This window comes from Pusillimonas sp. NJUB218, from assembly GCF_003788685.1.
Classification (GTDB): domain Bacteria; phylum Pseudomonadota; class Gammaproteobacteria; order Burkholderiales; family Burkholderiaceae_B; genus Neopusillimonas.
On sequence record NZ_NQMK01000011.1, the window covers coordinates 1 to 26,907 of the forward strand.

Genomic DNA, 26,907 nt, shown 5'->3' on the forward strand with positions numbered 1-26,907 from the left:
AAAGAAATGGTTCTGCCTGGCGATAACGTCTCGATGACTGTCAAGCTGATCGCTCCGATCGCTATGGAAGAAGGTCTGCGCTTCGCGATTCGCGAAGGTGGCCGTACCGTCGGCGCCGGTGTTGTTGCTAAAATTATTGCTTAATTTAGCGCAATAACTCTTCAAATTAAGGTAGGGGGCCTTTGCCCTTTACCTTTATCGTTCTTTAGGAATCTCCATGAAAAACCAAAAAATCCGCATCCGTTTGAAAGCCTTCGATTACAAGCTGATCGACCAGTCGGCAGCTGAAATCGTTGAAACCGCCAAGCGTACGGGTGCGGTAGTGCGTGGTCCCGTACCACTGCCTACGCGTATTCGTCGCTACGATCTGTTGAGCTCGCCTCACGTCAACAAGACCGCGCGCGACCAAATGGAAATTCGTACGCACCAGCGCCTGATGGACATTGTTGATCCTACCGACAAGACCGTCGACGCTCTGATGCGTCTCGACCTGCCTGCCGGCGTCGATGTTGAAATCGCCCTGCAGTAAGTCGTAAAAGCGGTTGCTGTGTATTCAGCGTAAACGCCATGCCTAGCATGGCGTTTTTCTTTTGCCGATCGGCAAAATGTTTTCAGCATGACCCTGGGTGCAAAAAAAGCCAGGCAAGCGTTATAGAACAGGTAATGGCATGTCGTTAATTTCCGACCCATGGTTTTATTTGGTGGCTGTGCCCGGCGTGCTTATCGTCGGCATTGGCAAAGGCGGGTTTGCCGGGGGGCTTGGCATGTTGGCGGTACCGCTGATGGCCCTGACGGTATCGCCGGTTCAGGCGGCCAGCATTATGCTGCCAATTTTATGCGTCATGGACGTTACCGGGTTAAAGGCATGGATCTCGACCTGGAATACATCATTGATGATGCGACTGATTCCAGGTGCACTGCTTGGTGTGTTAGCAGGCTACCTTGCCTTCGAATACGTTAGTGATGCTGTCCTCAAGCTTTTGCTCGGTTTGATGGCGATACTGTTCACGCTGAATCACTGGAGTAAACGTTGGCGGACCATCAAGCCCAACAAGGGCGTCAACGAAGCGGTCGATCGCATTCAGGGCGGATTCTGGGCGGGCGTGTCGGGGTTTACCAGCTTTCTGGCCCACGCCGGCGCCCCGCCCCTGATGATGTATTTGCTGCCCAAGCAGCTCGACAAGCGCTTGATGGTCGGTACAGTGACCATATTTTTTGCCATCGTTAATTATGTAAAGCTGGTGCCCTATGCCGCTTTGGGCTTGCTCGATGCCACTAATTTAGCGACGTCGCTGATATTGGCCCCTTTGGCCGTTATCGGGGTCAAGCTTGGAATTTGGTTGCATGACAAAATCAACCCCGTGGCATTCTTCAGGCTGATGTATTTCTTTCTATTTTCGACAGGTTTGAAATTGGCCTGGGATGGTGCAACGGCGTTAGGGTAAAACTGCAGCTGCGGGGCAAGGCCCCGCAGCGAAACCGGCGTCAGGTTAGTCAACGTCGGCGGGGGCCACATAGGCCAGGTCGCCCGCAATGTACACCGCCTGGGTGGCACGGTCATCGCCCAATGTCATCAGTACAAACAACACCTCTTCAATCGAATTGCAGTAACTATCGCGGAACTGCAGCAATGGCGTCGATTTACGATTAAGAACCACCAGGTCCCCATCAAATCCGGGTGCAATCGACCCGACTCGGTCCTCAAGGTAGAGCGCCCTTGCCGCTCCGCGCGTGGCCATGTAAAAGGCTTTGGCGGCAGAAACTGAATACCCGCCCAGTTGTCCCACCTTGTAGGCCTCGCCCATGCAACGCAACATCGACAACGAGGTGCCGCCGCCTACGTCGCTGGCCAGTCCCGTTCTGACGGGTTGCTGTGGGGCCTTGGGTTGAAACGCCCTTTCAAAGTCGAATAAGCCGCTGCCCAGAAATGTATTGGATGTCGGGCAATGAGAAATACTGGAGCCGCTCGAGGCCATGACATCCCATTCTGCAGGCTCAAGGTGAATGGCGTGGCCAAAGATTGCACGCGGGCCAATCAGGCCGTAATGAGCATACACATCGAGATAGTTCTGGCGGTCTGGGAACAGTGACTTTACCCAGGCGACTTCGTCGAGGCTTTCTGACACGTGAGTTTGCATATACGTGTCGGGGCGTGCTTTCCAAAGCGCGCCGGCCGCCTCAAGTTGTGCTTCGGTACTGGTCGGCGCAAAGCGGGGTGTAATGGCGTAATGCAGTCTGCCTTTGCCATGCCAGGTGTTGATAAGCGCCAATGAGTCATCGAAGCCGCTTTGTGCAGTATCGCAAAGCGCTTCAGGCGCATTGCGGTCCATCAGAACCTTGCCTGCAATCATGCGCATATTGCGCCGTTGTGCGGCTTCGAAAAAACCCGTAACTGAATTAGGGTGTGCGGTGCAATACACGGCTGCCGTCGTTGTGCCCGCGCGCGTCAACTCGTCAAGAAAAACATCCGATACTTCGCGGGCGTAGTCCAGGTTGGCATATTGTTGCTCGGCGACGAAGGTATAGGTGTTCAACCAATCGATAAGCTGCGCCCCATAGGCCCCTATGATTTGCAGTTGGGGGTAATGCACATGGGTATCGATAAACCCGGGCAAAATAACCGCATCGGTGTAGTGGGTGACCGGGTGTCCGTGAACAAGGTGTGCGCCATCGGCGTAGTTGCCCGAAAATGTAATGACCCCATCGTCGATGATAATCAGGCCGTCGGCTTCGAAATGCATGGCCGCGCTGTCGCCGGCACTGAATGGGCTGTCGGTAAATGTGACATAAGCACCACGAATTGCGGTGCGATTGGCAGAGGTCGCCATGTCTGACTCCGTGTTGTTATTGTATGAACCAGCGCAAATGCAGCGCCCGAGATTGCACTTTAGCGCATGCGCAAAAAAATGTGCGGCGCGATGCCAACGTTTCGACCTGACCGTCGCGCATAAACCATTGTGACATTTGCAAAAAATCGGGTTTTCATGTTAAATTGCAAGGCTTAACCAAAAAAGCGTCACTTGGTTTAAACAAGTATTGTGAAACTGCGTACAAGGCGCGTGCTGAATGCATTGCTTTATGTGCAAGCTTTTGTGCGGTTTTTTCACGTAATTTAGCCCCGACCAATCGTAGTCGGGAATGGAGAAAATGATGTCGAACTCGACACCTACGCCTGCCGCATACCGGCTTGGGCTGGTTGGTCGCAAAGTTGGCATGACCCGTATTTTTACCGAGGAAGGCGAGTCCATCCCGGTAACAGTACTGGACGTGTCCAACAACCGCGTCACCCAGGTCAAGTCCCCTGAAGTTGATGGCTATGCGGCCGTTCAAGTTGCATACGGTACACGCCGTGCAACTCGCGTAACTAAGCCTGTTGCAGGCCATTACGCAAAAGCCGGCGCCGAAGCCGGTAGCATCCTCAAAGAATTCCGTCTCGATCCAGCCAAGGCCGCCGAATTTACGGCAGGTGCAGTTGTGGCCGTCGAAAGCGTATTCGAAGCTGGTCAAAAAGTTGACGTCACTGGCACAACAATTGGTAAAGGCTTTGCCGGTACCATCAAGCGCCATAACTTCAGTTCGCAGCGTGCTTCTCACGGTAACTCCCGTTCGCACCGCGTTCCTGGTTCTATCGGTCAGGCACAAGATCCGGGTCGTATTTTCCCCGGTAAGAAAATGGCTGGTCACATGGGTGACGTAACCCGCACTGTTCAAAATCTTGACATCGTTCGCGTCGACGCAGAACGCGGCTTGTTGTTGGTCAAGGGCGCTGTGCCCGGCCACAAAAATGCCGACGTTATCGTTCGTCCGGCCATCAAGATGTCGGCCAAGAAAGGGGCGTAAGCAATGGAACTCAAGCTCCTGAATGATCAAGGTCAGTCGTCCGCTACTTTTGCAGCGCCCGACACCGTGTTTGGTCGCGATTTCAACGAAGCACTGGTTCACCAAATCGTCGTAGCCTTCCAGGCTAACGCACGTAGCGGCAACCGCGCTCAGAAAGACCGCGCCGAAGTCAAGCACAGCACCAAAAAACCCTGGCGCCAAAAAGGCACAGGTCGTGCCCGTGCCGGTATGACATCCTCGCCTATCTGGCGCGGAGGTGGTCGTGCATTCCCTAACTCCCCCGACGAGAACTTCTCGCAAAAGGTCAACAAGAAAATGTATCGCGCCGGTATTCGTGCGATCCTTTCGCAGTTGGCTCGCGAAGACCGCATCGCCGTTGTCGAAAGCTTCGAGCTCGAGTCTCCCAAGACCAAGCTTGCCGCCGACAAGCTCAAAAGCATGGGTCTTGAGTCGGTGCTTATCATCACCGATACACTCGACGAAAACGTTTACCTCGCAACTCGCAACCTGCCTCACGTTGCTGTTGTCGAACCGCGTTATGCCGATCCGCTCTCGCTGATCCACTACAAAAATGTGTTGATCACTAAGCCGGCTATCGCTCAACTCGAGGAGATGTTGGGATGAACGCCGAACGCTTACTGCAAGTTATCCTGGCCCCGATCGTGACCGAAAAGTCCACTTTCGTCGCCGAAAAAAATCAGCAAATCGCTTTCCGTGTGGTAGCTGACGCTACCAAGCCTGAAATCAAGGCTGCGGTCGAGCTTCTCTTCAAAGTCGAAGTCGATTCCGTTCAGGTCCTGAACCAAAAGGGCAAACAAAAACGCTTTGGTCGTTTCGTCGGTCGCCGCCGCAACGAGCGCAAAGCTTATGTTTCGCTCAAAGAAGGTCAAGAACTCGACTTTACGGAGGTGAACTAAATGGCACTCGTTAAAGTCAAGCCGACCTCGGCTGGTCGTCGTGGCATGATCAAGGTGGTTTCGCCTGATCTGCACAAAGGCGCACCATTCGCAGCTCTGCTCGAAAAGAAAAAGCGCGGCTCCGGTCGTAACAACAACGGTCACATCACGGTACGTCACCGTGGGGGTGGTCACAAGCAGCACTACCGTCTGGTCGACTTCCGTCGCAACAAAGACGGCATTCCTGCCAAAGTTGAACGTCTCGAGTACGACCCCAACCGTACCGCCCACATCGCACTGTTGTGCTATGTCGACGGCGAGCGTCGCTACATCATCGCCCCGCGCGGTCTTGAAGTCGGTGCAACACTGTTGTCGGGTAAAGAAGCTCCCATCCGTACGGGTAACACATTGCCTATCCGCAATATCCCCGTCGGTTCCACCATTCACTGCATCGAAATGTTGCCTGGCAAAGGTGCCCAGTTGGCACGTTCGGCCGGCGCGTCGGCTGTCCTGATGGCCCGCGAAGGTGTCTACGCTCAGGTGCGTCTGCGCTCCGGCGAAGTTCGCCGCGTTCACATCGATTGCCGTGCAACGATTGGTGAAGTGGGTAACGAAGAACACAGCTTGCGTCAAATCGGTAAAGCCGGTGCCATGCGCTGGCGCGGTGTACGTCCTACAGTTCGTGGTGTAGCCATGAACCCGGTCGATCACCCGCACGGTGGTGGTGAAGGACGTACTGGCGAAGGTCGTGAACCGGTCAGCCCATGGGGTACACCGGCCAAGGGCTATCGCACTCGAAGCAACAAGCGCACAGACAACATGATTGTCTCGCGTCGCAAGCGCAAGTAAGGGGCGTACATAATGGCACGTTCGATTAAAAAAGGCCCATTCGTCGACGATCACCTGATCAAAAAGGTAGATGCCGCCGTCGAAGGCAAAGACAAAAAGCCGATCAAAACCTGGTCGCGCCGTTCCACCATCCTGCCCGAGTTCATTGGGCTGACGATTGCTGTGCACAATGGCCGCCAGCACGTTCCCGTTTATATCAACGAGAACATGGTCGGTCACAAACTCGGCGAGTTCGCTCTGACCCGTACATTCAAGGGCCACGCAGCGGACAAAAAGTCCAAGAGGTAAGTGATGGAAACTACAGCAATTATCCGTGGCGTCCACATTTCAGCGCAAAAAACCCGTTTGGTAGCGGACATGATCCGTGGCAAATCGGTTTCGCAGGCGCTGAACATCCTGACGTTCACCCCCAAGAAAGCCGCGGGCATTCTCAAGAAAGCCCTTGAGTCCGCAATCGCCAACGCCGAGCACAACGACGGCGCCGACATCGACGAACTGAAAGTCACCACTATCTATGTTGACAAAGGCGAGTCCATGAAGCGTTTCTCCGCACGTGCGAAAGGCCGCGGTAACCGTATCGAGAAGCAGACTTGCCACATTGTGGTCAAAGTCGGCGCTTAAGGAGTCGCAATGGGACAAAAAGTACACCCGATTGGGTTCCGCCTCGCGGTTAATCGTAACTGGACTTCTCGCTGGTATGCAGACGACAAGGCATTCGGTGGCATGCTCGCCGACGATATCCGTGTTCGCGAATACCTCAAGAAAAAGCTGAAAAGCGCTTCGGTTGGTCGCGTCGTTATCGAGCGCCCCGCCAAGAATGCACGTATCACTGTTTACTCGGCTCGTCCGGGCGTGGTGATCGGCAAACGTGGCGAAGACATCGAAAGCTTGAAGGCCGATCTTCAGCGTTTGATGGGCGTGCCTGTGCACGTCAACATCGAAGAGATCCGCAAGCCCGAAACCGATGCTCAGCTTATTGCTGACTCGATCGCCCAACAGCTCGAAAAACGTATTCAGTTCCGCCGCGCCATGAAACGCGCTATGCAGAACGCAATGCGTCTGGGTGCCCAAGGCATCAAGATCATGAGCTCCGGTCGTTTGAACGGTATCGAAATTGCCCGTACCGAATGGTACCGCGAAGGTCGTGTGCCTCTGCACACCCTGCGCGCCAACATCGACTACGGCACTTCCGAAGCGGCAACGACTTACGGGATCATCGGTATCAAAGTATGGGTCTACAAGGGTGACATGCTGCCTAACGGCGAAATGCCCCCTGAAACCGCAGCGCCTCGCGATGAAGAGCGCCGTCCACGTCGTGCACCTCGCGGTGACCGTCCTGATGGCCGTCGTCCTGCGGGTGGCCGCGGTCGCGGACCTCGTAAGCCTGATGCTGCGGCGGCAGCACCAGCTGAAGGAGAATAAACATGTTGCAACCGTCACGCAGAAAATACCGCAAAGAGCAGAAAGGCCGTAACACTGGTCTGGCTACGCGCGGTGCGCAAGTGTCGTTCGGCGAGTTCGGTCTTAAAGCCACAGGCCGTGGCCGTCTGACCGCTCGCCAAATCGAGTCTGCTCGTCGTGCGATCAACCGTCACATCAAACGTGGTGGTCGTATCTGGATTCGCGTTTTCCCCGACAAACCAATTTCGCAGAAACCTGCTGAAGTTCGTATGGGTAACGGTAAAGGTAATCCTGAATACTGGGTCGCAGAAATTCAACCCGGCAAGGTGATCTACGAAATGGAAGGTGTCAGTGAAGAGCTGGCACGTGAAGCTTTCCGCCTGGCCGCCGCTAAGTTGCCAATTGCCACGACGTTCGTTTCTCGTCGTATCGGCGCTTAAGGAGACCTCATGAAAGCCAGCGAACTCCGTTCTAAAGATTCCAAAGAGCTCCAGACCGAGCTCGAGAGCCTGCTGAAGGCGCAATTTGGTTTGCGTATGCAACGCGCCACTCAGCAACTCTCCAACACCAGTCAGTTGGGTAAGGTACGCCGCGACATCGCTCGTGTACGCACAGTCCTGACTGAGAAGGCAGGAAAGTAAAATGAGCGAAACTCAAAACACCACCAAGCGTCAACGTACGCTGATCGGTAAAGTTGTCAGCAACAAGATGGACAAAAGCGTCGTCGTTCGCGTAGAGCGTCGCGTTAAGCATCCTGTATACGGCAAAATCGTTGTCCGCTCTGCTAAATACATGGCACACGACGAAACCAATCAGTACAACGAAGGCGACACCGTCGAGATCGCAGAAGGCCGTCCTATCAGCCGTAACAAGGCCTGGACAGTCACCCGTCTGATCGAAGCTGTACGCATCGTGTAATTTGGCTTGCAGAGCCCCGCTTTGTGCGGGTGTTCTGCGGTACCACTTACATCACAACAAAAAGCCCGGGGCTAATGCCTCCGGGCTTTTTGTTGTGTAGCGTATGTGTGCGCATAAATATCAGTAACGCCTGGGTTCGTGCCCTGGCGCGTATGGTTTGCGGCTTATTTACCTTTGATTTGCTTGATGGCGGCCGCTGATACTTGCCCGTAGGGGTTGCCGAAGTCGTCCATCATTTCGAAATGGTTGAACAAGTCGGCCTTGATCAATTCGACGGGTTTGCCTGCGGTTTGCATGGCTTTAGCGAAGTCTGCAGTCTGGCGTTTGAACTCATCAGTTTCAAGCGACCCATAGGCCAAAATTACAGGCGTGGTGATTTTGTCCAGATGGCGCTGAGTGCTCATGGCATTTTCGATGTCGTCTGTAAACGGTACATACGAAGAACGTGCCGACATACGTACGGGCTTCAGGTCGTACATACCCGAAATAAGTGTTGCCCCCTTGATGACGTTCGCCGGTACGCCCAGGGACGACCAATCGGTCGTTAGCAACACGCCGCCAAGGTGGGCGCCGGATGAGTGACCTGAAATGTAGATTTTTTCGGGGTCTATGCCTAACTTATCGGCATTCTTGTAGATCCAGGCAATGGCCTTGCGCAGTTGAGCTGTCATGCCGTCAAGCCCGATGTCTTGCACGTTGCCAAAGTCCAGAGAAGCATAGCTGATGCCGTTGTCGACAAACATTTCTGCCGGGAAGTGGTAGTTTGATGCCTTGCCAGCGCGCCACGCGCCGCCATGGATGAACACATGCAAAGGGGCGTTGTCGGCTTTGGCCCGGAATAAATCGAGCCCTTCGACTTTGTCATCTCCGTACGCGAAACGCTCAGGGGCGCCCAAGCGTTGACGTGTCACGTCGCTGCGCAGGTCGTAGCGTTGGACCAGTTGCTTGATATTGGCGGCCCAGTCTGCCTGGTTGTAGTTGCGGTCGAGTTCGGTTTGTGTGTACTCAAGGAACACTTTGGGCTCGGCGTTATTTTGGGCACTGACCGGTGCGGCCAGGAAAAGCGTCGCGCTAAGGCACGCGATGGCTAAACGTCGCATATGGGAGTCTCCATTTAAGTTTTTCTAATAAAAATAAAAATGAGCGCGCTCATTTTGTTTTATGATAACGACGTTTGTGGGTGGGTTGCCGTAACGAACTGTGTCATGTGCTGAACCAGCAGCTTGGCGCTGGGCGACAGCGTGTCGATCGAGCGAACGCAAAGATTCAACTGACGACGGGCCCAAGGTTCGTCAAGCTGAACCTGGCGAATGTTCAGTGCTTTGGCATGTGTTTGTGCGATACGCAGCGGCACAAGCCCTATTCCCAGGTCGGCTTCGACCATCAGGCATAAGGCATGGTAGCTGGCCACCTGAAAACGGCTTTGCCACGCCCGTCCCTGGGCTAACGCGGCACGGCTTAACTGAAGGTTAAGCTGGCTGCCTTGTGGCAGGCCAACGTATACATAGTCTAGCGTTTGGGCAAAGCGCACGCGGTGGGAAGAGGAGAGTGGATGATCCTGAGCGGTAATGATGACAAGGGTATCGTTGCGGTAAGGCAAGTATTCGATACCCGCTGTTTTGCCCACCATTGCGCCGGCGGGCTGCATGGTACTTTCGTCTGCAACCAGAATGCCGATGTCCGCCGCGTTGTCGGCCACCGACTGCGCAATCTCTGTGCTCAGCGCTTCGGTCAGGTCAATACGCACGTTCGGGTGGCAAGACAGAAACTGTTGCAGTTCGGTAGGCAAAAACTGGTTGGTCGCAGACATATTGGCATGGATACGGATGTACCCCTTAACGCCCGATACATACTCGTGCATCTGGAGTGCGATGCCGTCGAGCTCGTTCAGCACACGATGCGAACGGTTGATCAGTGCCTGGCCGGCCGCAGTGGGCAGCATGCCTTTGTTGCTGCGTTCGACCAGAGCGACGCCCAGAGTGGTTTCCAGGTCGGCAATGCGTCGACTGATTGCGGCAGCGGCAATGTGTTCGCGCTGAGCAACAGCAGCGATGGTGCCGGCCTGCATGACCTGCACGAACAGCTTTAAAGATTTGGGGTCGATCGTCATGAAAATAAAGTCAGGTGTTAACGGGTGCGCAATATCGAGTCCAAGCATAACGGCCAGGTTCAGCGTACCATCGTATTTTGCGATGATGCTATCGGATATGACTGCTTTACCAAGGGTAAATAACAAGGCACCATGTTGTAAAGCGATAGCTCTGGCAGCGTATGCTGGCATCGCCATTCTTTTGGTCCCGGGGCGCACAGCAGCACCCCCGGATATCTTCCCGGAGACGACATGACACAAGCAGAAGCCCAGGCCCAGCCTCTCGCCCTTAAAGGCGTTAAGGTCCTTGAGCTGGGCGCCTTGATCGCCGGCCCTTACGCCAGCACCTTACTGGCGCAGTTTGGTGCCGAGGTCATTAAAATCGAACCCCCCGGAAAGGGCGACCCGTTGCGTACTTGGCGTAAGTTACACAAGGGTACCTCGCTGTGGTGGTACACCCAAAGTCGAAACAAAAAGTCAGTGACGCTCGACCTGAAGCATCCTGAAGCCCAAGAAATCGTGCGTAAGTTGGCGGCCGAAGCCGATGTCGTGATCGAAAACTTTCGGCCCGGCACCCTTGAGAAATGGGGGCTTGGCTGGGAGACCTTACATGCGCTTAATCCTTCGCTGATCATGGTGCGCATTTCGGGCTATGGCCAAACCGGCCCGGCCAGCCAAAAGCCAGGCTTTGCAGCCATTGCTGAGTGTATGGGCGGCCTGCGCTACGTTACAGGCTACCCCGACCGCGCGCCGGTGCGCACCGGAGTCAGTCTGGGCGACACGCTGGCGTCGTTGTATGCCGTCGTGGGCGCTCTTATTGCCATGCATCACGTCAAGGTGAACCGGGGTAAAGGCCAAATGATCGACGTGGCTTTGTACGAAGCCGTGTTTGCCGTTATGGAAAGCCTGATTCCCGAGTACTCCGTTGGAGGAAATATTCGCGAGCGTACGGGCTCGGCCTTGCCGGGCATTGTGCCCTCTAATACTTACCTATGCCAAGATGGCAGTTATGTGGCCATCGCCGGAAACGGTGACGGTATCTTCAAGCGCCTGATGGCCGCCATTGGTCGCCCCGACTTAGCCGAAGACCCCGCGCTGGCGCAGAACGATGGCCGTGCCAAGCAAACAGAAATGATTGATGGTGTGATTGCCGCCTGGACGGCGCAGCATACGCTTGATCATATTCTTGAAACCTTGGATGCGGCCTCGGTGCCATGTGGTCGCATTTATACGGCAAAAGACATCTACGAAGACGCGCATTACCGTGCGCGCGACATGATCCAGTCATTCGAGCTGCCTGATGGCCAGGCCGTAGATTTGCCAGGTATTGTGCCTAAGCTTAGCGAAACACCGGGCCAGACGCGTTGGTTAGGGCCTGAGCTAGGGGCGCACACTGAAGAAGTGCTGGCGCGTATTGGCGTCACTCCGGAACAGTATGCGCAGATGCGCGAAGCGGGGCTGGCTTGATGCGCGTCCCCGGCAGGCTAGCCGGCATATCGCGCAAGTCGGCCTGTGCTGCCGCTAAACACAAAGGTTGATCATGAGCACTTCATCACGCAAAAAACTGTATATACAAGAAGTATCCGTGCGCGACGGCTTCCAGATCGAGCCTCGTTTTATACCGACAGAGCAAAAAATTGAATTGATCAATGCGCTGTCGCGCACCGGGTTGGCCAAGATTGAGGTCACATCGTTTACGTCGCCAAAGGCTATTCCGAACCTGGCGGACGCCGAAGCGGTGATGTCGCAAATTGATCGGGTCGATGGGGTGATTTACGCGGCGTTGGTACCCAATGTACGAGGTTGCGAGCGTGCGCTGGCCTGCAATGTCGACGAAATCAATCTGTTCATGTCGGCCAGCCACACGCATAACCTGGCCAACTTGCGTATGACGCAGGCACAGTCGCTTGAACAGTTCCGACAGGTCGTCGACTACATCGATGGCCGTGCCGCCATTAACGCGTCGTTATCGACGGCTTTTGGTTGCCCGTTCGATGGCGAGGTCCCTGAAGCCACGGTGCTGGATCTGGTGCAGCGCTATATCGATATGGGTATTCAAGCCGTTAGCCTGTGCGACACCACCGGTGTGGCCAATCCGGCGCAGGTTGCGCGGCTGTGCGACACGGTAAAACAGCGCTGGCCCGATCTGATCTTGACTGCGCATTTTCATGACACCCGAGCGATGGGCCTGGCCAATGTATTGGCCGCGTTGCACGCGGGTGTCGATCGTTTCGACGCTTCTCTGGGCGGACTGGGCGGTTGCCCGTTTGCGCCGGGGGCCAGTGGCAATGTGTGTACCGAAGATATGGTCCATATGCTTGATGCCATGGGCTATGACACTGGGGTCGACCTGACCCGACTTTTAGAAATTTCCCGCCTGCTGCCTGAAATTGTCGGCCACGATGTGCCCGGCCAGGTGGCCAAGGCGGGGCCTTATACGCGCCGCTACCCCGTTCCGGACGCGGTGCGCAATATTTAACCGGAGCCTCAAATTGAAAATCTGCCGTTTTAATGACAACCGACTGGGTGTGGTCCAGGGTGACCGCGTATTTGACGTGACCGCCGCGCTCGACGTCCTTCCCGAAATCCGCTACCCCGCACCCACCGTCGACTTGCTTATTGCCAATCTTGACCAGGTGCGTGCGCGCATCGATGCCCTTTTGCCTAGCGCCGAATCTCATGCGGTGAGCAGCGTCAGCTTTCTGAGCCCGGTAGCTAACCCTGGCAAAATTGTTGCTGCGCCGGTCAATTACAAGAAGCACCTCGAAGAGGCGCGTACAGACGAGCAGATTCACCACCAGAACGCCATTCTCGAGATCCAGAAAATTGGTCTGTTCCTGAAAGCGACCAGTTCTTTGGTTGGCGTCAGCGCAGGTGTTGATATCGAGCACCCCGACCGTCGTAACGACCATGAGGCCGAAGTTGTAGTGGTCATTGGCAAGGCCGGCCGCAACATCAGCCAGGCGAACGCCCTCGATCATGTGGCGGGCTATTGCATTGGCCTGGATATGACTACCCGTGGTCCCGAAGAGCGCAGTCTGCGTAAGTCGATTGACTCGTACAGCGTTGTCGGCCCCTGGATGGTGACTTCTGATGAATTGACCGACCCATCGGCGCTCGACTTTGCGCTGACCGTCAACGGCGAGCCCCGTCAGAAGGCCAATACGCGTGATCTGATCCTTAATATCCCGCAACTTATCGAATATGCATCGTCGTTCTACACCCTGCAACCCGGCGATATTCTGTTCACCGGCACGCCTGAAGGTGTCGGCCCAGTCGTGGGGGGGGACACCATTCGTGTCACGATGCAGGGCATTGGTGAAGTCGAAGTTGCCGTGCGGTCATCCAAACAGTAATCGGTAATTCAGCAGTAACGGCAGGCGTGTTGGGTCGGCATAACTTAAAGGTATTCTTTTTGGTTATGCCTGATAAAAATATTTCATCTTTTCGCGTATACCAAAATGGCCCCAAGCGCGCGTAAAAGACGTATATTTAAAAAAATCATTTAAAACATGTCTGCCGCCCGCAATGGTGTGGCACCCACATTAAAGAGACTGCCATGTCATACGTCGTAAAAGCTCCCGAAATTGTTGCCGTCCCGGTGGTCGGCTCGTCCGATACGTTCCCGGTTCGCCGTGTGTACTGTGTCGGTCGCAACTATGCCGCTCACGCCCGCGAAATGGGTTTCGATCCCGATCGCGAACCGCCCTTCTTCTTCTGCAAGCCGGCCGACTCTGTCCGTCCGGTCGCGTATGGCGACACGCTGTCCATTCCTTACCCTTCCGAAACCAGCAACTACCACTACGAAATCGAATTGGTCGCGGCTATTGGCAAGGGCGGTTCCAACATTAGCGTCGAAGACGCACTTAGCCATGTATGGGGCTACGCGGTCGGTCTGGACATGACCCGTCGTGACTTGCAAATGAAGATGCGTGAAATGGGCCGCCCCTGGGAGCTGGGCAAAGCATTCGACGATAGCGGCCCAATTGGCCCGCTGCACCCGGTAACGCAATCCGGTCATCTCGAAAAGGCTGAAATCTCCCTCGAGGTTAATGGTCAGGTCAAACAAAAAAGCAGCATCGACAAACTCATCTGGTCGGTTGCCGAAACCGTTGCCTATCTTTCCAAGTACTTCCGCCTCGAAGAGGGCGACCTCATTTACACTGGTACCCCCGAAGGCGTGGGCGCGGTCGTCAAAGGCGACCTGATGGTCGGTAAAGTCGAAGGTTTGGGGGCAATTCAGGTTAAGGTGGTGTAAGGCCATGGATCTCTACACCTTCTTCAACAGCTCCGCGTCTTATCGCGTGCGTATTATCCTGGGCCTCAAGCAGGCGCAGGTTAATCAGGTGCCCGTCAATATCCGTGTGCTAGAGCACAAAAACGACGATTACGTCCAGAAGAACCCCAGCGCCAGCGTACCCATGCTTGACGATAACGGGTTTCATCTGGGTCAGTCGCTGGCCATTGCCGACTACCTCGACGCAAAGTTCCCAGAGCCACGCTTGATCCCGGCCGACCCGGCCAAGCGTGCTCGTGTGCTTGAGCTGGCCAATCTAATTTCCTGCGATATCCATCCGCTTAATAATCTTCGTGTCCTGAAGTATCTGGTCAAAGAGCTGGGCGTGACCGAAGAGCAGAAAAACGCATGGTATGCGCACTGGATTGCCGAAGGCTTCAAATCGCTCGAGGCCCTGCTTGAGCGCGCCGGGTCGCAAAAATTCTGTTTTGACGAGCAAGTATCGCTGGCTGATTGCTGCCTGGTGCCGCAAGTGGCCAATGCGCTGCGCATGAAGTGCGACCTGACCCCTTACAAGCGGGTGATGGCCGTCTACGAGCATTGCAATACCTTACCCGCGTTTCAGCAAGCGGCGCCGGCAAAGCAACCCGATTATCAACCCTGATCTTTATTTAAAATCAGTCAGGTACGTGACGGCCCGATAACGATAGGCTGGGGTTCGTCACGTCTCTACATAAGGTGGACACCATGACAAACACTGCGAAACAGAAAGTGATTATTGTTGGGGGCGGGATCGGTGGCCTGGCCGCAGCCCTGTCGCTCTCGCGGCAAGGTCTCGAAATCCTGCTGCTCGAACAAGCCGACCAGATTGGCGAAATTGGCGCCGGTATTCAGTTGGGCCCTAACGCCTTTGCCGCGCTTGACGCCTTGGGCGTCGGTCAGGCAGCGCGCAATCGCGCCGTATTTACTGATCACACCACCATGATGGACGCTATCGACGCGACTGAAGTGGTGCGTATCGAAACCGGTGAGAAATTTCGCGAGCGCTTTGGCAACCCCTACGCCGTGATTCACCGCGCCGACATCCACCTGTCAATTCTCGAGGCGGTTCAAGACAATCCGCTCATCAAGTTCAAAACCTCCACGCACGTTGAAAACGTCAAAGTTGGCCCCAATGGCGTCGAAGTAACCGACACCAAAGGCGAGGTCTACAAGGCCGATGCGGTGGTGGGTTGCGACGGGGTGAAATCGGTCATTCGTGCGCGCACCATTGGCGCCCAGCATCGTGTGACCGGTCACGTGGTGTACCGCGCTGTGGTAGAGCGCGACAACATGCCCGAAGACCTGCGAATCAATGCACCTGTACTTTGGGCCGGTCCACGCTGTCACCTGGTGCACTACCCCTTGCGCGCCGGTAAGCAATACAACCTGGTGGTGACTTTCCATAGCCGCGACCAAGAAGAATGGGGCGTTCGCGAAGGTAGTAAAGAAGAAGTTTTGTCTTACTTCCAGGGCATTCATCCGCGCCCAGCCCAAATGCTCGACCGCCCCACTTCCTGGCGTCGTTGGGCTACGGCCGACGCCGACCCTGTCGAGGCTTGGGGCAATGGCCGCTGTACCCTGTTGGGTGATGCCGCCCACCCTATGACGCAATACATGGCACAGGGTGCGTGCATGGCTATCGAAGATGCAGTTACGCTGGGCGAAGCTTTTGCCAAAGCCGAAGGCGATCTCGATGCGGCGTTCCGCCTGTACGAGTCGGTGCGTATCCCGCGTACTGCCCGGGTCGTGTGGTCTACTCGCGAAATGGGCCGCATTTATCATGCCAAAGGCGTCGAGCGCCAAGTGCGTAATTTGCTCTGGAAAGGCAAAACACAAGAACAGTTTTACACACAGCTCGAATGGTTATATGGCTGGCGTAAAGACAATTGTCTCGAGCCGCGCTAACATCCGCATTGATTCAACACTTGCAATCTCGGGAGGAGATTTAAATGAAACTGCTGAAAAAAGTAGGTTTGGGCATGGCCCTGGGGCTGACCGCCGCTATGGCCCACGCCGCCGACAAGCCGCTCGACATCGGCTTGATTACGACCTTGTCGACACCTGCCGGTTATATCGGTGAAGATGAGCGCGACGGCTTCTTGTTGGCCGTCAAGCAAGAAGGCGGCAAGCTGGGTGGCGTGCCTGTCAATGTCATCGTCGAAGACGACGGTCTCAAACCGGGCTCGGGCAAGCAGATTGCCGAGAAAATGGTGCAAGACGGCGTTCGCCTGTTCACCGGCATTAACTTCTCGAACGTGCTGGTTGCCGTCGTGCCTACCGTCATGAAGTCGGGTGGTTTTTACGTCAGCCTGAACGCGGGTCCGTCGACATTTGCTGGTAAGGGTTGCGAGAAAAACTATTTCTCGGTGGCCTTCCAGAACGATTCGTATAGCGACAGTGCCGCCATTGCCGCTAACAACATGGGCATCAAGAAAATGGTCATCATGGCCCCCGCCTACCAGGCCGGCCGCGATGCCCTCAGTGGTTTCAAGCGTGTTTATAAAGGCGAAATCGTTGCCGAAATCTACACGAAGCTTGATCAATCCGACTTCTCGGTCGAACTGGCACGTATCCGCTCGCTCGAGCCTGAAGCCGTATTTGAGTTCTTGCCCGGTGGCGCCGGCATCAACTTTGCCAAGCAGTGGGCCAACTCTGGTCTGGGCGAGAAAGTCAAAATGGTCACGACGTTGTACTCAATGGACGACCGCATGCTCAAAGCCACTGGCGACGCCAGCAAGGGCTTTTACCTGACCACCCAATGGACAGCGAGCATGGACAACCCGGCCAGCAAGCAGTTTGTTGAAGCGTTCCAGAAAGAATATGGCCGTCGTCCTACCGTGTATGCCGCAACCTCTTACGACACGGGCCGCCTGATGGCTTCAGCCCTGAAAGCGGTAGGTGGCGATGTCACCGGCAAGGCTGACGAGTTCCGTGCTGCACTGCTTAAAGCAGACTTCGAAAGCGTGCGTGGCAACTTCAAGTTTGGCGCTAACCATCATCCGATCCAAGATTGGTTCATGGTGCGTGTCGAGCCCAACGAAAAAGGCGAGCTCGACTATAAATTTGTCGACACCATCGTCAAGGATCACACCGATCCTTACGTCGCTGAGTGCCAGATGAACTGAAAAAAAGTGTAAAAAATACGCCGGTAATCTTACAAGAAGCTTGAAGGTTAAAGTATTTGTGTTTAAAGTAGAGAAAATTTTAAGAAGTCTACTGTTAGCACAAAGACTTAAGGGTTCTTGGAGACGCCGGCGTATTTCGTTTTTCGCTACTATCTCTGTGGTCTTGCCTCTTTAAGCTCCCTGCGCTCGCAGAACCAACACAAAGACCAGCTGATTGCATTCGGGCGTTCTGCTCGCTTGTTGTCGGCGCAAACGGAAAGCTCCCATGTATATGTTCGTAGAGCAGGCCATGAATGGTCTGCAGTACAGTGCCCTGTTGTTCCTGCTATCGGCGGGCCTGACCCTGATTTTCGGCATCATGAATGTCGTGAATCTGGCGCATGGCTCGTTCTATATGGTGGGCGCATTTTGCGCGGCCTCGGCAGTCGCCATTACCGGCTCGTTTACCGTAGCCATTATTGCAGCTGTATTCAGCGCGGGGGTCTATGGCCTTATCGTTGAAAAGCTCATTATCAGCCGTTTGTATCACCGTGATCACCTCGATCAGGTGCTGGCCACGCTCGGTGTGATTTTCTTCACCAATGCGCTGGTCACCTTGGTGTTTGGCCGTAGCCCGCCATTTGTCGACATTCCGCCCCTGCTGTCAGGTTCGGTACAAATTTTGCCCGGCTTAAATTACCCGGTCATGCGTCTGGCCTTTATTGGCGCTGGCGTGCTGGTGGCGATTGGGCTCTGGTTCCTTATTTCGCGCACGCGTGTTGGTATGCTGGTGCGCGCCGGTGCCGACGATGCCGAAATCGTCGATGCCTTGGGTATTAATATCCGCCGCCTGTTCCTGCTGGTATTTGGTCTAGGTGCCTTCCTGGGTGGTTTTGCCGGCGTCATGGGCGCCCCGTTGCTGGCTATCGAAATCGGTATGGGCGAAAAAATCCTCATCACCACCCTGGTTGTTATCGTGGTCGGTGGCGTAGGTTCTGTACGTGGTGCATTGGTGGGTTCGTTGTTGGTGGGTTTGGTCGATTCGTTTGGGCGGGCTTATATCCCGATCTGGATGTCCCAGATCTTGCCGCCCGAATATAGCGATTCGGTCAGCTCCAGCCTGGTCTCGGCCAGTATTTACATTCTTATGGCAATTGTCCTGCTGGTTAAACCCCGTGGGCTGGTTCCCGCACAAAGGTAAATAATAATGACCCGTAAATACATCATTGTCGGCATAATTTTTGCCCTGCTTCTTCTGGTGCCGCCGATCGCCAACGTCAGCGACGACACCTTTCTGGTCAGCATGGTGACACGCTTTGTCATCTATGCCTTGGCCGCAGTCAGTCTCGACCTCATCCTGGGTTATGGCGCGCTGGTCAGCTTTGGCCACGCGGCGTTTTTTGGTATTGGCGGCTATGTGGTCGGCATTATCGGTTTCCATATGGACATGGGCGACACCATTTTCGGCTGGGCCGGCAGCAACTCCGCGCTCATCATCTGGCCGCTGGCCATGATCATTGCCGCGCTGGTGGGTCTGGTCATGGGGGCGTTGTCGCTGCGTACTAGCGGCATCCAGTTCATCATGATTACGCTGGCTTTTGCACAAATGCTGTACTTCGTACTCGTCGGCCTGGTTCAGTACGGTGGCGATGATGGTATGTCCATCACCAACCGTAATGTCATCCCGGGTCTCGACATCGATGACAACGTCACCTTCTATTACCTGTGCTTGGCCATGCTGATTGTCTGGGTCTGGGTGTGCCGTCGTATCGTCAACTCGCCCTTCGGTATGGTGCTGCGCGGTTTCAAGCAAAACGAACGCCGTAACATCAACTTGGGTTACGCCCCGATGCGCTACAAGCTCACGGCCTTTGTAATTTCTGCGGCGGGTACGGGCCTGGCCGGTGTGTTGTGGGCTAACTATGCCCTGTATGCCAGCCCCGATATGGCGTCTTGGCTCAAGTCAGGCGAAATCATGGCCATGATTATTCTGGGTGGTATGGGTACTATTTTTGGCCCCATTATCGGTGCGGCCGTATATCTGGGTCTCGAGCAAGTGTTGACGGCCTGGACCGAAAACTGGATGCTTTTCTTGGGCCCGGTTTTGATTTTGGTGGTTCTCTTTAGCCGCCGAGGCATCTTTGGCTGGTTGGTCGGAGGACGCAATAATGACTAATAAACAACCCAAACTCGAAATCCGCAACCTGCGCAAGTCTTTTGGCGCACTGGCGGCTACCGACGACGTTAACCTGACGGTTTACGCCGACGAAATTCATGCATTGATCGGCCCTAACGGGGCCGGTAAAACGACCCTGATTTCCCAAATCAGCGGTGAGATCATGCCCGACTCGGGTCAGATCTTGCTCGACGGCAAAGACATCACCCGCGTACCGCCTCACGAGCGTGCTGCGGTGGGCCTGGCTCGTTCGTTCCAGATCAGTCAGCTTTATCACGACTTTACTGTCGAAGATAACGTGGCCATGGCGGTGCAGGCAGGCACTAACAAGCGATTCAGCTTGTGGCGCAACGCCCGTAAAGACGAGTCCCTGCGCAAGCCCGCTCGCGAAGCCCTGGAAAAAGTGGGTTTGGCGCATCGGGCCAACGAGCTCGTGTCCTCTCTGGCTCACGGCGAAAAACGTCAACTCGAACTGGCGGTGGCGTTGTCTCTGAATGCACCCGTGCTGTTGCTCGACGAGCCCATGGCTGGCCTGGGGGCTGAAGAGTCCATGCTCATGAAAGACATCCTGCTCAGCCTTAAGGGCCAGTACGCCATGTTGCTGGTCGAACACGACATGGACATTGTGTTTGCATTGGCCGACCGCGTGACGGTATTGGTCTATGGTCATCCTATTTTCACGGGGACACCAGACGAAGTCCGCGAGCACCCCGAGGTGCGTGATGCCTACCTGGGAAATGAATAATGCTAAAAGCTGAAAAAATTGAATCCGGCTATGGTCAAAGCAAGGTCTTGTTTGGCCTGGACCTTGAAATCCCCGATAAAACCGTCGTGTCGCTGATTGGCCGTAACGGCATGGGTAAAACCACCACGGTGCGTACCATCATGGGCATGTTGCCCTTGCGGGCGGGTACGATTCGCCTGGGTGACGAAGTCATCAATGGCTATCGTCCGCACCGTATCGCTCGCCTGGGTTGCGGTCTGGTGCCCGAAGGGCGTCACGTGTTCGGCTCGTTAAGCGTCTACGAAAACCTGTACGCAACGTCGCGCAACGATACCCAGGGCCCCTGGACGCTGGAAGCAGTGTACGAATTGTTCCCGCGGTTGTTCGAGCGTCGCACTCAGTCGGCACGTACGTTGTCGGGCGGCGAGCAGCAAATGCTGGCCATTGGCCGGGCGTTGTTGACCAACCCGCGTTTGCTTATTCTTGACGAAGCGACCGAAGGCCTGGCCCCTGTCATTCGTCAAGAAATCTGGGCTTGCCTTAACCGCCTAAAGCGCGAAGGCCAAACCATTTTGTTGATCGACAAAAACCTCAAAGAGATGCACCACCTGGTCGATCGTCACCACATCATCGAAAAAGGCCGTATCGTCTGGAACGGCACTTCCGACGAGCTGATGGCGCAACCCGATCTGGTCAATCAGTATCTGGGGGTTTAAGCGTTTAAGCGCTTATACGCTGCTGTAAAAAGGGGCTGGGGCCGAAAGGCGTTCAGCCCTTTTTGTTGTTGGCCGGCGTTGGGGCGTTGCTTAGCGAAGCCTCGATGAGGTCGGCCGTTTTTTGGTAATGCTGGGTCAGCAATTGGGTAGCGGCGTGTGTGTCGCGGCTAAGTGTAGCGTCGACCAAGTCGCGGTGCTCTTTAGAGACATCGCGCGGGGCGCTGTTTTTGTACAGGTCAACCAACATGGGACGACGGTAGCGTTCGGTCTGAACGTACAGCGTCATAGAAAACTCTAGCAGCCAACGCGAATCGCACGCGCTGATCAGGGCCTGATGTAGGCCGAGGTGGCGTTGTTCGACCTGGTCGTAGTAGGTCTCGCCCAATTCGCCATTGTTATGGCGTCGGGTTACCAACGACAACGTATGCAGGCTACCTACGACATGGGTTTCCCAGTCGTCGGTGCCGCGTTCAATCGAGCGCTTCAGTGCTTCGCAATCGATCAGAATGCGCGTGTTCATCGAGTCACGCATTTCTTTGAGCGACAAGGGGGACACCCGAAAACCTTTCAGGGCAGCCGCGTCGACAAGTCGTTCGCTTTGCAGTCTGTTTAGCGCTTCGCGCAGGGGCGAAAAGCTTAGCTGGTATCGGCCTTTCAAAAACTCAAGGCGTAGTGCCGAGCCCGGGGGCAAGGCCCCCGAGACGATGTCACGTTTGATCGCCCGGTAGGCCTGCTCGGCCAGTGTCACCGATTTCTCGGTGACACTGGTATCGAGCGAAGCCAGTTCAGTCAGGACGTTCATACCGACATCAATTAACGGCTTTCGTCGGCAGCTTCATCGCTGTCGTCATCTTCGAAGTTGACAGCGCTGTCAGCATCGAAGAATTGGGCAGCTTGCTGGGGCCGGCGGTTAACACGCAGGTCGAAGACATCGAAGCGGTTGTAGTGCCCGGTGATATCGTGCATTTGGCGAGGCTGAATGCACTTTGACAGGTCGACATCAGCGTAGACGATGCCTTCTTTGTCGATCAGGGGCTGTCCGACCACGCGACCATCGGGGCCAATCACGCCCGAAAAAGCGCTGTTTTCGCGGCGAAGCAGCGTTTCGGCTTGCGGGTGGGTAGCCTTGAATGTGTCGATGATTTCTTCGGATACGGTCGAGCACGACACAATCGTATAGACCTTGCCCTCGAACGAGTGCGCCATGGCGCGAACCTTGATGGCCTCGGACATGTCGTAATCGGGCGGTGCAACCGGCAGCGAAATATAGCTGGCGATGTGCAGCATTTCGCCTTGTGCGAGCAAGCTGAAACGCGCCAGCGTGTTGGTGTTTTCGCCGCAGGCCAAGCCGCCCACTTTGCCGATGGCGGTGTCGTATACGCGGAGCGAACTGCCGTCGCCATTGGCCCAGGTCAGTTTCTCGGCCCAGGTGGGTACCAGCTTGCGATGGCGACCCAAAATTTTGCCGTCGGGGCCAATGAATACCAGCGTGTTGTACAGCGTGCTGATACCGTTCTTGTTGCGCTCGTTGCAGCCGATGACGACGTGCACGCCATTGGCTTTAGCCGCTTGAGCAACGCGACGGATTTCAGGGCCGGGCAATTCGATGGCGCTACGCACCAGCTTCTCGAACCAGGGGCTGCCCTCGACGGGCGACATGAACCAGTTCCAGTAGGGGTAACCGGCAATGAAGACCTCGGGGAACGCGACCAGCTTGGCCCCATTGTCCGCGGCTTCTTTAATCAGCTGGCAAACTTTTTCGACCGTAGCGTCGGTATCCAGGAATACCGGGGCGGCCTGAACGGCCGCTACCTTGGTTTTAGGTAAGTTCAGCATAAGGATTACACCGCAACAACAGGGTTACGCAGCGAGCCAATGCCTTCGATGTGGCATTCGACAACGTCGCCGGGCCAGAGCCATTCTTGGGGCGTGCGGCCAGCGCCAACACCTGCGGGGGTGCCTGTAGCGATGATGTCGCCGGGCTCAAGCGTAATACCCTGGCTGATGTCGGCAATCAGTTCGTCGACTTTGAACAGCATGTAAGCGGTGTTCGAGTTTTGTTTTTCGACGCCGTTGACGGTGAGCCAGAGTTTCAGGTTTTGTGGGTCGCCGATTTCGTCGGCGGTGACGATGCAAGGACCAAACGGGGCGTAGGTGTCTTGGCCTTTAGAGTAGATCCACTGACCCGAGCGGCGGTTATCGCGTGCGCTGATGTCGTTCATGATGCTGTAGCCAAAGACATACTGCAGCGCGTCTTTGCGCTCGACGCGCTTGGCGCGTGTACCAATAATGGCGGCCAGTTCGCATTCCCAGTCCATTTGCTGAGTGATTTTTGCGTTGTGCTCGATCGCGTCGCCATTACCAATGACGGTGGTGGGCGGCTTCGAGAAAATGACGGGCTGCTTGGGCAGATCGGGCGACGTGTCGAGCGATTTTGCCGACTCAGCGACGTGCTCGGTGTAGTTCAGGCCGATACCGAAGATGTTTTTACGTGGGCGGGGGATAGGTGCCAACAGCTTGACGTTTTGTACGGGGATGGCCACGCCGACGGGCCAGTCTTCGCGGTAGGTGTTCAGCAGCTCGGTGGCGCTTTTGACAGCCTGGGGGCCCAAGTCAATGAAGTCGAGCATGTCTGCGGGCAAGTCGATGCCGGCGGCATCGCCCAGCCATTGCAGGTCAATGACCAGGTTGTCGACCAGCGCGCCCAGGCGGCTTTCTTCGTTGACAGAGCGGCGATAAGTAACTAAACGCATGAGTAATCCTTGAGTGAGTCAGAGTAAGAGGTTAGTCGATGATTTTTTGGTGACCGTCGTTTTCTTTGAGCGCTTCTTCGCGGTACAGGCCCAGCGAGTTCATGACCGGCATATCGTTGAAGCAGAACAGGCAGGCGTCTTCGCTGTTGCTGGCGTTGGCATGCTCGTGCATGGCCCACGACGGCACGCAGAAAATGTCGCGTTCTTGCCAGTCGAAGCGTTTGCCGTTAATGATGGAATAGCCCTGGTCCTTCGCTACCTGATAAATGAAGCTGCCGGTGTGACGGTGTGCTTTGGTGTGCTCGCCGGGACGCAGCATTTGCATGCTGGCGCCAATGGTTTGCATGACCGGGCCGCCGGTTTTGGGGTTGACGTAATTCATCAGCACGCCGTCAAAAGGCGAGCCATCGGTGACTTTGGCGTAACGGCTTAACGATTCGTAGGTCGGCGCCCACTCGTATTTAAGCAAGGGTGAGTAGCCATGCGACCATTTGTCGTTGGCGGGCACCAGGCCGGGGTTGGCCCAAGTGGCGGTGCTGTCATCGACAGGGTAAGTGACGGCTTGTTGCAAGTCGGGGTGGACGGCGTAGAAGTTGGCTTCCAGCGCGTTCATCAGGGGGATATCGAGGCCGTCTTGCCAGATGCAGGCGGTGCCGTCTTCCGAGACGCCATGCTCGTGCCACGTGCCGTTGGGCGTCAGAACAAAGTCGTTGGCGCCGAGGGTCATTTTGTGGCCGTCAACAATAGTGAAGGCGCCCTTGCCTTCCATAATGAAGCGCAGCGCGCTGGCCGAGTGAGCGTGTGCCGAGGCCAGTTCGCCCGGGTGCATGACTTGCAGGCCCGAATACAACCAGCCTACAGCAGCTGCAACATCGCGGCGGCCCGGGTTGTCGAGATAAATTACGCGGCGGCCGGCCTTTTCGGGCGACACCAACGATACCGATTTCAGGACGTGTTCGCGCAGCTCTTTAAAGCGCCACAGCACGGGTACCGAGCTTGATTGCGGGAACCAGGGTTCGATTTTATTGGCCACCGTCCAGAGGGCGGCAGTATTCATTTTTTCGAGCTCGTCGTAGTAAGCCAGCAGTTCGGGTGTATCTTCGACGTTGGCACGACCGAGAACGTCTTCGCGGAAATTGTTGTTCTCGCGGGCTGATGATTTCATGGTGTGACCCTCAGAGGTTAGGATTTTATAAAATAACCATAATTTTCGAAGACTATATTCGTTTTGACCGGGGATGACAAGCCGGTCACGCTACTTCAGGACAAGACATGGCTACAGACTGGACCGACCGGATCCGGCTTCGCAATCTGCGCTACTTGCTCAGCCTCGAGCAAACCCGGAATCTCAGCCATTCGGCAACAATGCTGAACACCACACAGCCGGGCTTGTCCAAATGGCTCAAAGAGCTGGAAGAGGACGTGGGTCTGACACTGTTCGAGCGGCATGCCCGGGGTCTGGTGCCCACGCCGCACGGGCAGGTGATGATCGAGCACGCTCGGCGTGTGCTCTCGCAGCTGGATCGGGCCGCAGTCGACATGATGACTTTGCGTGACGGGGTGTCGGGTCGGGTGGTGATCGGGGCATCGGGGGCCGCGGCATCGGTGGCTGCGCCATTGGCCATTTTGCGCATGGGCGAGCGTATGCCTGAACTGCGCGTCGATTTGGTCGAGGGCACCATGGATCGCCTGCTTATTTTGCTGGCGCAAGGCGATCTCGATGTCTTGATCGGACGCACCAGCAAGCAGGCGCATGATCATAGTCAGATCAGCAGCGAGTTGCTGTATGTCGAGCCGGTCGATCTGGTGGCCCGGCCCGGCCACCCGTTGTTTGCCCAGAAGTCGATCGGTTGGGAAGATGTTGAGCGTTATCGCTGGATTGTTTGGCCCCGGGAGACGCCTGTACGCAACGCCCTCGAGGCTGCTCTGGCGTCGGCTGGCAGGAAGCTGCCCAGAAATTACATTGAGTCCAATTCCGTCATCGCCAACATTACCCTGCTGACCAACAGTGATGCCATTGGTACGGCGTCGCATCGGTCTACGCAAATGTTGTCGCGCTTAAACTTGATTCGTATTGTGCCGGTCGAGTTGCAGGGTTTCGGGTCGGTATCGATGTATTGGCGAAATGACGAAATTTTCCCTAATACTATCGAGCGCGCGCTGGACTGCATACGCGACGTCACCCGCTATCACGAGGCAGACGAGAACGATTGAAGCTGTTGCAAGACGGTGTCGATGGCTGATTTTCGGTGCGCTTTACGAACAACGGCATGCACCTGAGTATGGATGCCGATGTCTTCGAGTGGGCAAAAGCTTAGGGTTTGCGCCCGATAGCGCCGCGTCGAGCCGGGTACGATAGCCACCCCTAGCCCGGCGCTGACCAGGCTGAGCTGGGCGGGAACCTCGGACACGGCGTGAATGACGTTGGGGGTGAAGCCTCGCTCCAGGCAGGCGTTGTATATTTGCTGGGCAAATTTCGATGTGTCGCGGCGCAGCATGATGAACCGCTCGTCGGCCAGTTGGTCGAGCCGGAGCACTGTCTGCCCACTCAAGGCATGGCCTTGCGGTAGCGCAACCCACAACGGGTCGGGCCATAGTGGTTCGCTGCGCAGCAGGTCGTCTTCGACGTATTGCCTCGAGATGCTGATGTCGATACGCTGTTCGCGCAGGGCGTCCAGTTGGTCGTTCGGTGCCATTTCGTTCAGCACAACATCGATGTCCGGGTAGGCGTGCGCCAGTTCACCAATGCACTGGGGCAATGGCCCTAAAAAATGCGACCCTGACAAGCCGATTTCGATGCGGCCGGCCAGCCCAGAATGGATATCTTGTACGCGCTGGGTGGCTTCTTTCAGTCGTGCCTGGATAACCCGGACGTCGCGCAGAAAGGCGACGCCTGCGTCGGTGAGCGAAACTTTGCGGCTGTTGCGCTCGAACAGCTTGACGCCCAGCTCGGCCTCGAGCTGGGCAATTTGCGCGCTGAGCGGGGGCTGCGATATGTGCAGGCGTTCGGCAGCACGCGTAAAGTTAAGCTCTTCGGCCAGTGCCGTAAAGTAGCGAAGTTGTCGAAGTTCCATGCCCAGGTGCAAAGGCCTTGCGTGGGGGTCGGGGCGGGCCTATAGCCTAAACCTGACTCTCAAGACGAAATTTGTATTGGTTTTAGTC

At 55.7% G+C, this 26,907-nt stretch carries 32 protein-coding genes and 1 pseudogene; 25 read left to right on the forward strand and 8 right to left on the reverse strand.

Annotated features, from left to right (window positions below; genetic code table 11):
- The 3 genes and pseudogenes from CHR62_RS13795 to CHR62_RS13805 form a co-directional block, all read left to right on the forward strand.
- A pseudogene (locus CHR62_RS13795) lies at positions 1-144 on the forward strand (elongation factor Tu); the annotation flags it as partial.
- Between the two features lie 73 nt (positions 145-217).
- Positions 218-529, forward strand: a complete 312-nt coding sequence (gene rpsJ, locus CHR62_RS13800; protein WP_093971156.1) for a 30S ribosomal protein S10 — start codon at positions 218-220, stop codon at positions 527-529.
- A gap of 139 nt (positions 530-668) precedes the next feature.
- Entirely contained in the window at positions 669-1,445 is a 777-nt protein-coding gene (locus CHR62_RS13805) for a sulfite exporter TauE/SafE family protein (protein ID WP_123661322.1), read from the forward strand.
- 45 nt (positions 1,446-1,490) lie between these two features.
- Here CHR62_RS13805 and guaD read toward each other — a convergent pair whose 3' ends face one another.
- The gene (gene guaD, locus CHR62_RS13810) at positions 1,491-2,828 is read right to left on the reverse strand and encodes a guanine deaminase (protein ID WP_123661323.1); all 1,338 of its coding nucleotides are present in this window, start codon (positions 2,826-2,828) and stop codon (positions 1,491-1,493) included.
- Positions 2,829-3,150: 322 nt separating this feature from the next.
- Between guaD and rplC the strand changes: the two genes are divergently transcribed.
- Genes rplC through rpsQ form a run of 10 tightly spaced genes read left to right on the forward strand, consistent with a single transcriptional unit; the run spans position 3,151 to position 7,904 of the window.
- Positions 3,151-3,840 (forward strand): 50S ribosomal protein L3, encoded by a 690-nt coding sequence (gene rplC, locus CHR62_RS13815; protein WP_173862541.1) that lies wholly within the window; start codon positions 3,151-3,153, stop codon positions 3,838-3,840.
- A gap of 3 nt (positions 3,841-3,843) precedes the next feature.
- Positions 3,844-4,464 carry a 50S ribosomal protein L4 gene (gene rplD / locus CHR62_RS13820; RefSeq protein ID WP_093971152.1) on the forward strand — a complete coding sequence of 207 codons (621 nt, stop codon included), beginning with the start codon at positions 3,844-3,846 and terminating at the stop codon, positions 4,462-4,464.
- Positions 4,461-4,757, forward strand: coding sequence for a 50S ribosomal protein L23 (gene rplW, locus CHR62_RS13825; RefSeq protein WP_093971151.1), 297 nt, complete (start codon positions 4,461-4,463; stop codon positions 4,755-4,757). Before rplD ends, rplW begins: the two co-directional genes overlap by 4 nt.
- The gene (gene rplB / locus CHR62_RS13830; protein ID WP_093971150.1) at positions 4,758-5,585 is read left to right on the forward strand and encodes a 50S ribosomal protein L2; all 828 of its coding nucleotides are present in this window, start codon (positions 4,758-4,760) and stop codon (positions 5,583-5,585) included.
- A gap of 12 nt (positions 5,586-5,597) precedes the next feature.
- Positions 5,598-5,873 carry a 30S ribosomal protein S19 gene (gene rpsS / locus CHR62_RS13835; RefSeq protein ID WP_093971149.1) on the forward strand — a complete coding sequence of 92 codons (276 nt, stop codon included), beginning with the start codon at positions 5,598-5,600 and terminating at the stop codon, positions 5,871-5,873.
- A complete protein-coding gene (rplV, locus tag CHR62_RS13840) occupies positions 5,874-6,206 on the forward strand; it encodes a 50S ribosomal protein L22 (RefSeq protein WP_199722959.1) in 333 nt (110 codons plus the stop codon).
- Positions 6,207-6,215: 9 nt separating this feature from the next.
- A complete protein-coding gene (gene rpsC / locus CHR62_RS13845; RefSeq protein WP_093971147.1) occupies positions 6,216-7,007 on the forward strand; it encodes a 30S ribosomal protein S3 in 792 nt (263 codons plus the stop codon).
- A 2-nt stretch (positions 7,008-7,009) separates the two neighbouring features.
- Complete coding sequence (rplP, locus tag CHR62_RS13850; RefSeq protein WP_093971146.1) at positions 7,010-7,426, forward strand: 50S ribosomal protein L16; 417 nt, start codon at positions 7,010-7,012, stop codon at positions 7,424-7,426.
- 9 nt (positions 7,427-7,435) lie between these two features.
- Complete coding sequence (gene rpmC, locus CHR62_RS13855; RefSeq protein ID WP_093971145.1) at positions 7,436-7,627, forward strand: 50S ribosomal protein L29; 192 nt, start codon at positions 7,436-7,438, stop codon at positions 7,625-7,627.
- A 1-nt stretch (position 7,628) separates the two neighbouring features.
- The gene (rpsQ, locus tag CHR62_RS13860; protein WP_093971144.1) at positions 7,629-7,904 is read left to right on the forward strand and encodes a 30S ribosomal protein S17; all 276 of its coding nucleotides are present in this window, start codon (positions 7,629-7,631) and stop codon (positions 7,902-7,904) included.
- A gap of 164 nt (positions 7,905-8,068) precedes the next feature.
- Here rpsQ and CHR62_RS13865 read toward each other — a convergent pair whose 3' ends face one another.
- Positions 8,069-9,004 carry an alpha/beta hydrolase gene (locus CHR62_RS13865; RefSeq protein ID WP_123661324.1) on the reverse strand — a complete coding sequence of 312 codons (936 nt, stop codon included), beginning with the start codon at positions 9,002-9,004 and terminating at the stop codon, positions 8,069-8,071.
- Between the two features lie 59 nt (positions 9,005-9,063).
- Positions 9,064-10,185: a LysR substrate-binding domain-containing protein gene (locus CHR62_RS13870; RefSeq protein WP_233575018.1), complete on the reverse strand. Its 1,122-nt coding sequence runs from the start codon at positions 10,183-10,185 to the stop codon at positions 9,064-9,066.
- A 60-nt stretch (positions 10,186-10,245) separates the two neighbouring features.
- Here CHR62_RS13870 and CHR62_RS13875 point away from each other — a divergent pair, with 60 nt between their 5' ends.
- The 11 genes from CHR62_RS13875 to CHR62_RS13925 all read left to right on the forward strand — a co-directional run bounded on the left by CHR62_RS13875 (position 10,246) and on the right by CHR62_RS13925 (position 20,992).
- On the forward strand, positions 10,246-11,460 hold the full coding sequence (locus CHR62_RS13875; RefSeq protein WP_123661325.1) for a CaiB/BaiF CoA-transferase family protein: 1,215 nt from the start codon (positions 10,246-10,248) through the stop codon (positions 11,458-11,460).
- A gap of 73 nt (positions 11,461-11,533) precedes the next feature.
- Positions 11,534-12,472 carry a hydroxymethylglutaryl-CoA lyase gene (locus CHR62_RS13880; RefSeq protein WP_123661326.1) on the forward strand — a complete coding sequence of 313 codons (939 nt, stop codon included), beginning with the start codon at positions 11,534-11,536 and terminating at the stop codon, positions 12,470-12,472.
- Between the two features lie 13 nt (positions 12,473-12,485).
- Entirely contained in the window at positions 12,486-13,349 is an 864-nt protein-coding gene (locus CHR62_RS13885) for a fumarylacetoacetate hydrolase family protein (protein WP_123661327.1), read from the forward strand.
- A 203-nt stretch (positions 13,350-13,552) separates the two neighbouring features.
- A complete protein-coding gene (locus tag CHR62_RS13890; RefSeq protein WP_123661328.1) occupies positions 13,553-14,251 on the forward strand; it encodes a fumarylacetoacetate hydrolase family protein in 699 nt (232 codons plus the stop codon).
- Between the two features lie 4 nt (positions 14,252-14,255).
- Positions 14,256-14,894: a maleylacetoacetate isomerase gene (gene maiA, locus CHR62_RS13895; RefSeq protein ID WP_093971138.1), complete on the forward strand. Its 639-nt coding sequence runs from the start codon at positions 14,256-14,258 to the stop codon at positions 14,892-14,894.
- A gap of 83 nt (positions 14,895-14,977) precedes the next feature.
- Positions 14,978-16,177 (forward strand): 3-hydroxybenzoate 6-monooxygenase, encoded by a 1,200-nt coding sequence (locus CHR62_RS13900; protein ID WP_123661329.1) that lies wholly within the window; start codon positions 14,978-14,980, stop codon positions 16,175-16,177.
- 44 nt (positions 16,178-16,221) lie between these two features.
- A complete protein-coding gene (locus CHR62_RS13905; protein ID WP_093971136.1) occupies positions 16,222-17,397 on the forward strand; it encodes an ABC transporter substrate-binding protein in 1,176 nt (391 codons plus the stop codon).
- Positions 17,398-17,662: 265 nt separating this feature from the next.
- Positions 17,663-18,577, forward strand: coding sequence for a branched-chain amino acid ABC transporter permease (locus CHR62_RS13910; protein WP_093971135.1), 915 nt, complete (start codon positions 17,663-17,665; stop codon positions 18,575-18,577).
- A 6-nt stretch (positions 18,578-18,583) separates the two neighbouring features.
- Complete coding sequence (locus CHR62_RS13915; protein WP_093971134.1) at positions 18,584-19,552, forward strand: branched-chain amino acid ABC transporter permease; 969 nt, start codon at positions 18,584-18,586, stop codon at positions 19,550-19,552.
- Positions 19,545-20,297: an ABC transporter ATP-binding protein gene (locus CHR62_RS13920; protein ID WP_123661330.1), complete on the forward strand. Its 753-nt coding sequence runs from the start codon at positions 19,545-19,547 to the stop codon at positions 20,295-20,297. Before CHR62_RS13915 ends, CHR62_RS13920 begins: the two co-directional genes overlap by 8 nt.
- A complete protein-coding gene (locus tag CHR62_RS13925; RefSeq protein ID WP_093971133.1) occupies positions 20,297-20,992 on the forward strand; it encodes an ABC transporter ATP-binding protein in 696 nt (231 codons plus the stop codon). The genes CHR62_RS13920 and CHR62_RS13925 overlap by 1 nt, the downstream gene beginning before the upstream one ends.
- A 52-nt stretch (positions 20,993-21,044) precedes the next feature.
- Here CHR62_RS13925 and CHR62_RS13930 read toward each other — a convergent pair whose 3' ends face one another.
- Genes CHR62_RS13930 through CHR62_RS13945 form a run of 4 tightly spaced genes read right to left on the reverse strand, consistent with a single transcriptional unit; the run spans position 21,045 to position 24,910 of the window.
- Positions 21,045-21,794, reverse strand: coding sequence for a GntR family transcriptional regulator (locus CHR62_RS13930; RefSeq protein WP_123661331.1), 750 nt, complete (start codon positions 21,792-21,794; stop codon positions 21,045-21,047).
- Between the two features lie 11 nt (positions 21,795-21,805).
- Positions 21,806-22,828 (reverse strand): carbon-nitrogen hydrolase family protein, encoded by a 1,023-nt coding sequence (locus tag CHR62_RS13935; protein WP_123661332.1) that lies wholly within the window; start codon positions 22,826-22,828, stop codon positions 21,806-21,808.
- A gap of 5 nt (positions 22,829-22,833) precedes the next feature.
- Positions 22,834-23,745, reverse strand: coding sequence for a fumarylacetoacetate hydrolase family protein (locus CHR62_RS13940; RefSeq protein WP_093971130.1), 912 nt, complete (start codon positions 23,743-23,745; stop codon positions 22,834-22,836).
- Between the two features lie 31 nt (positions 23,746-23,776).
- Positions 23,777-24,910, reverse strand: coding sequence for a cupin domain-containing protein (locus tag CHR62_RS13945; RefSeq protein WP_123661333.1), 1,134 nt, complete (start codon positions 24,908-24,910; stop codon positions 23,777-23,779).
- A 107-nt stretch (positions 24,911-25,017) separates the two neighbouring features.
- On the opposite strand from CHR62_RS13945, the gene CHR62_RS13950 reads away from it, so the two are divergent.
- On the forward strand, positions 25,018-25,959 hold the full coding sequence (locus CHR62_RS13950) for a LysR family transcriptional regulator (RefSeq protein ID WP_123661334.1): 942 nt from the start codon (positions 25,018-25,020) through the stop codon (positions 25,957-25,959).
- Here the strand turns inward: CHR62_RS13950 and CHR62_RS13955 are convergent.
- On the reverse strand, positions 25,935-26,819 hold the full coding sequence (locus tag CHR62_RS13955; RefSeq protein ID WP_123661335.1) for a LysR substrate-binding domain-containing protein: 885 nt from the start codon (positions 26,817-26,819) through the stop codon (positions 25,935-25,937). The two genes, CHR62_RS13950 and CHR62_RS13955, sit on opposite strands and share 25 nt — an antisense overlap.
- Between the last annotated feature and the right edge of the window lie 88 nt (positions 26,820-26,907).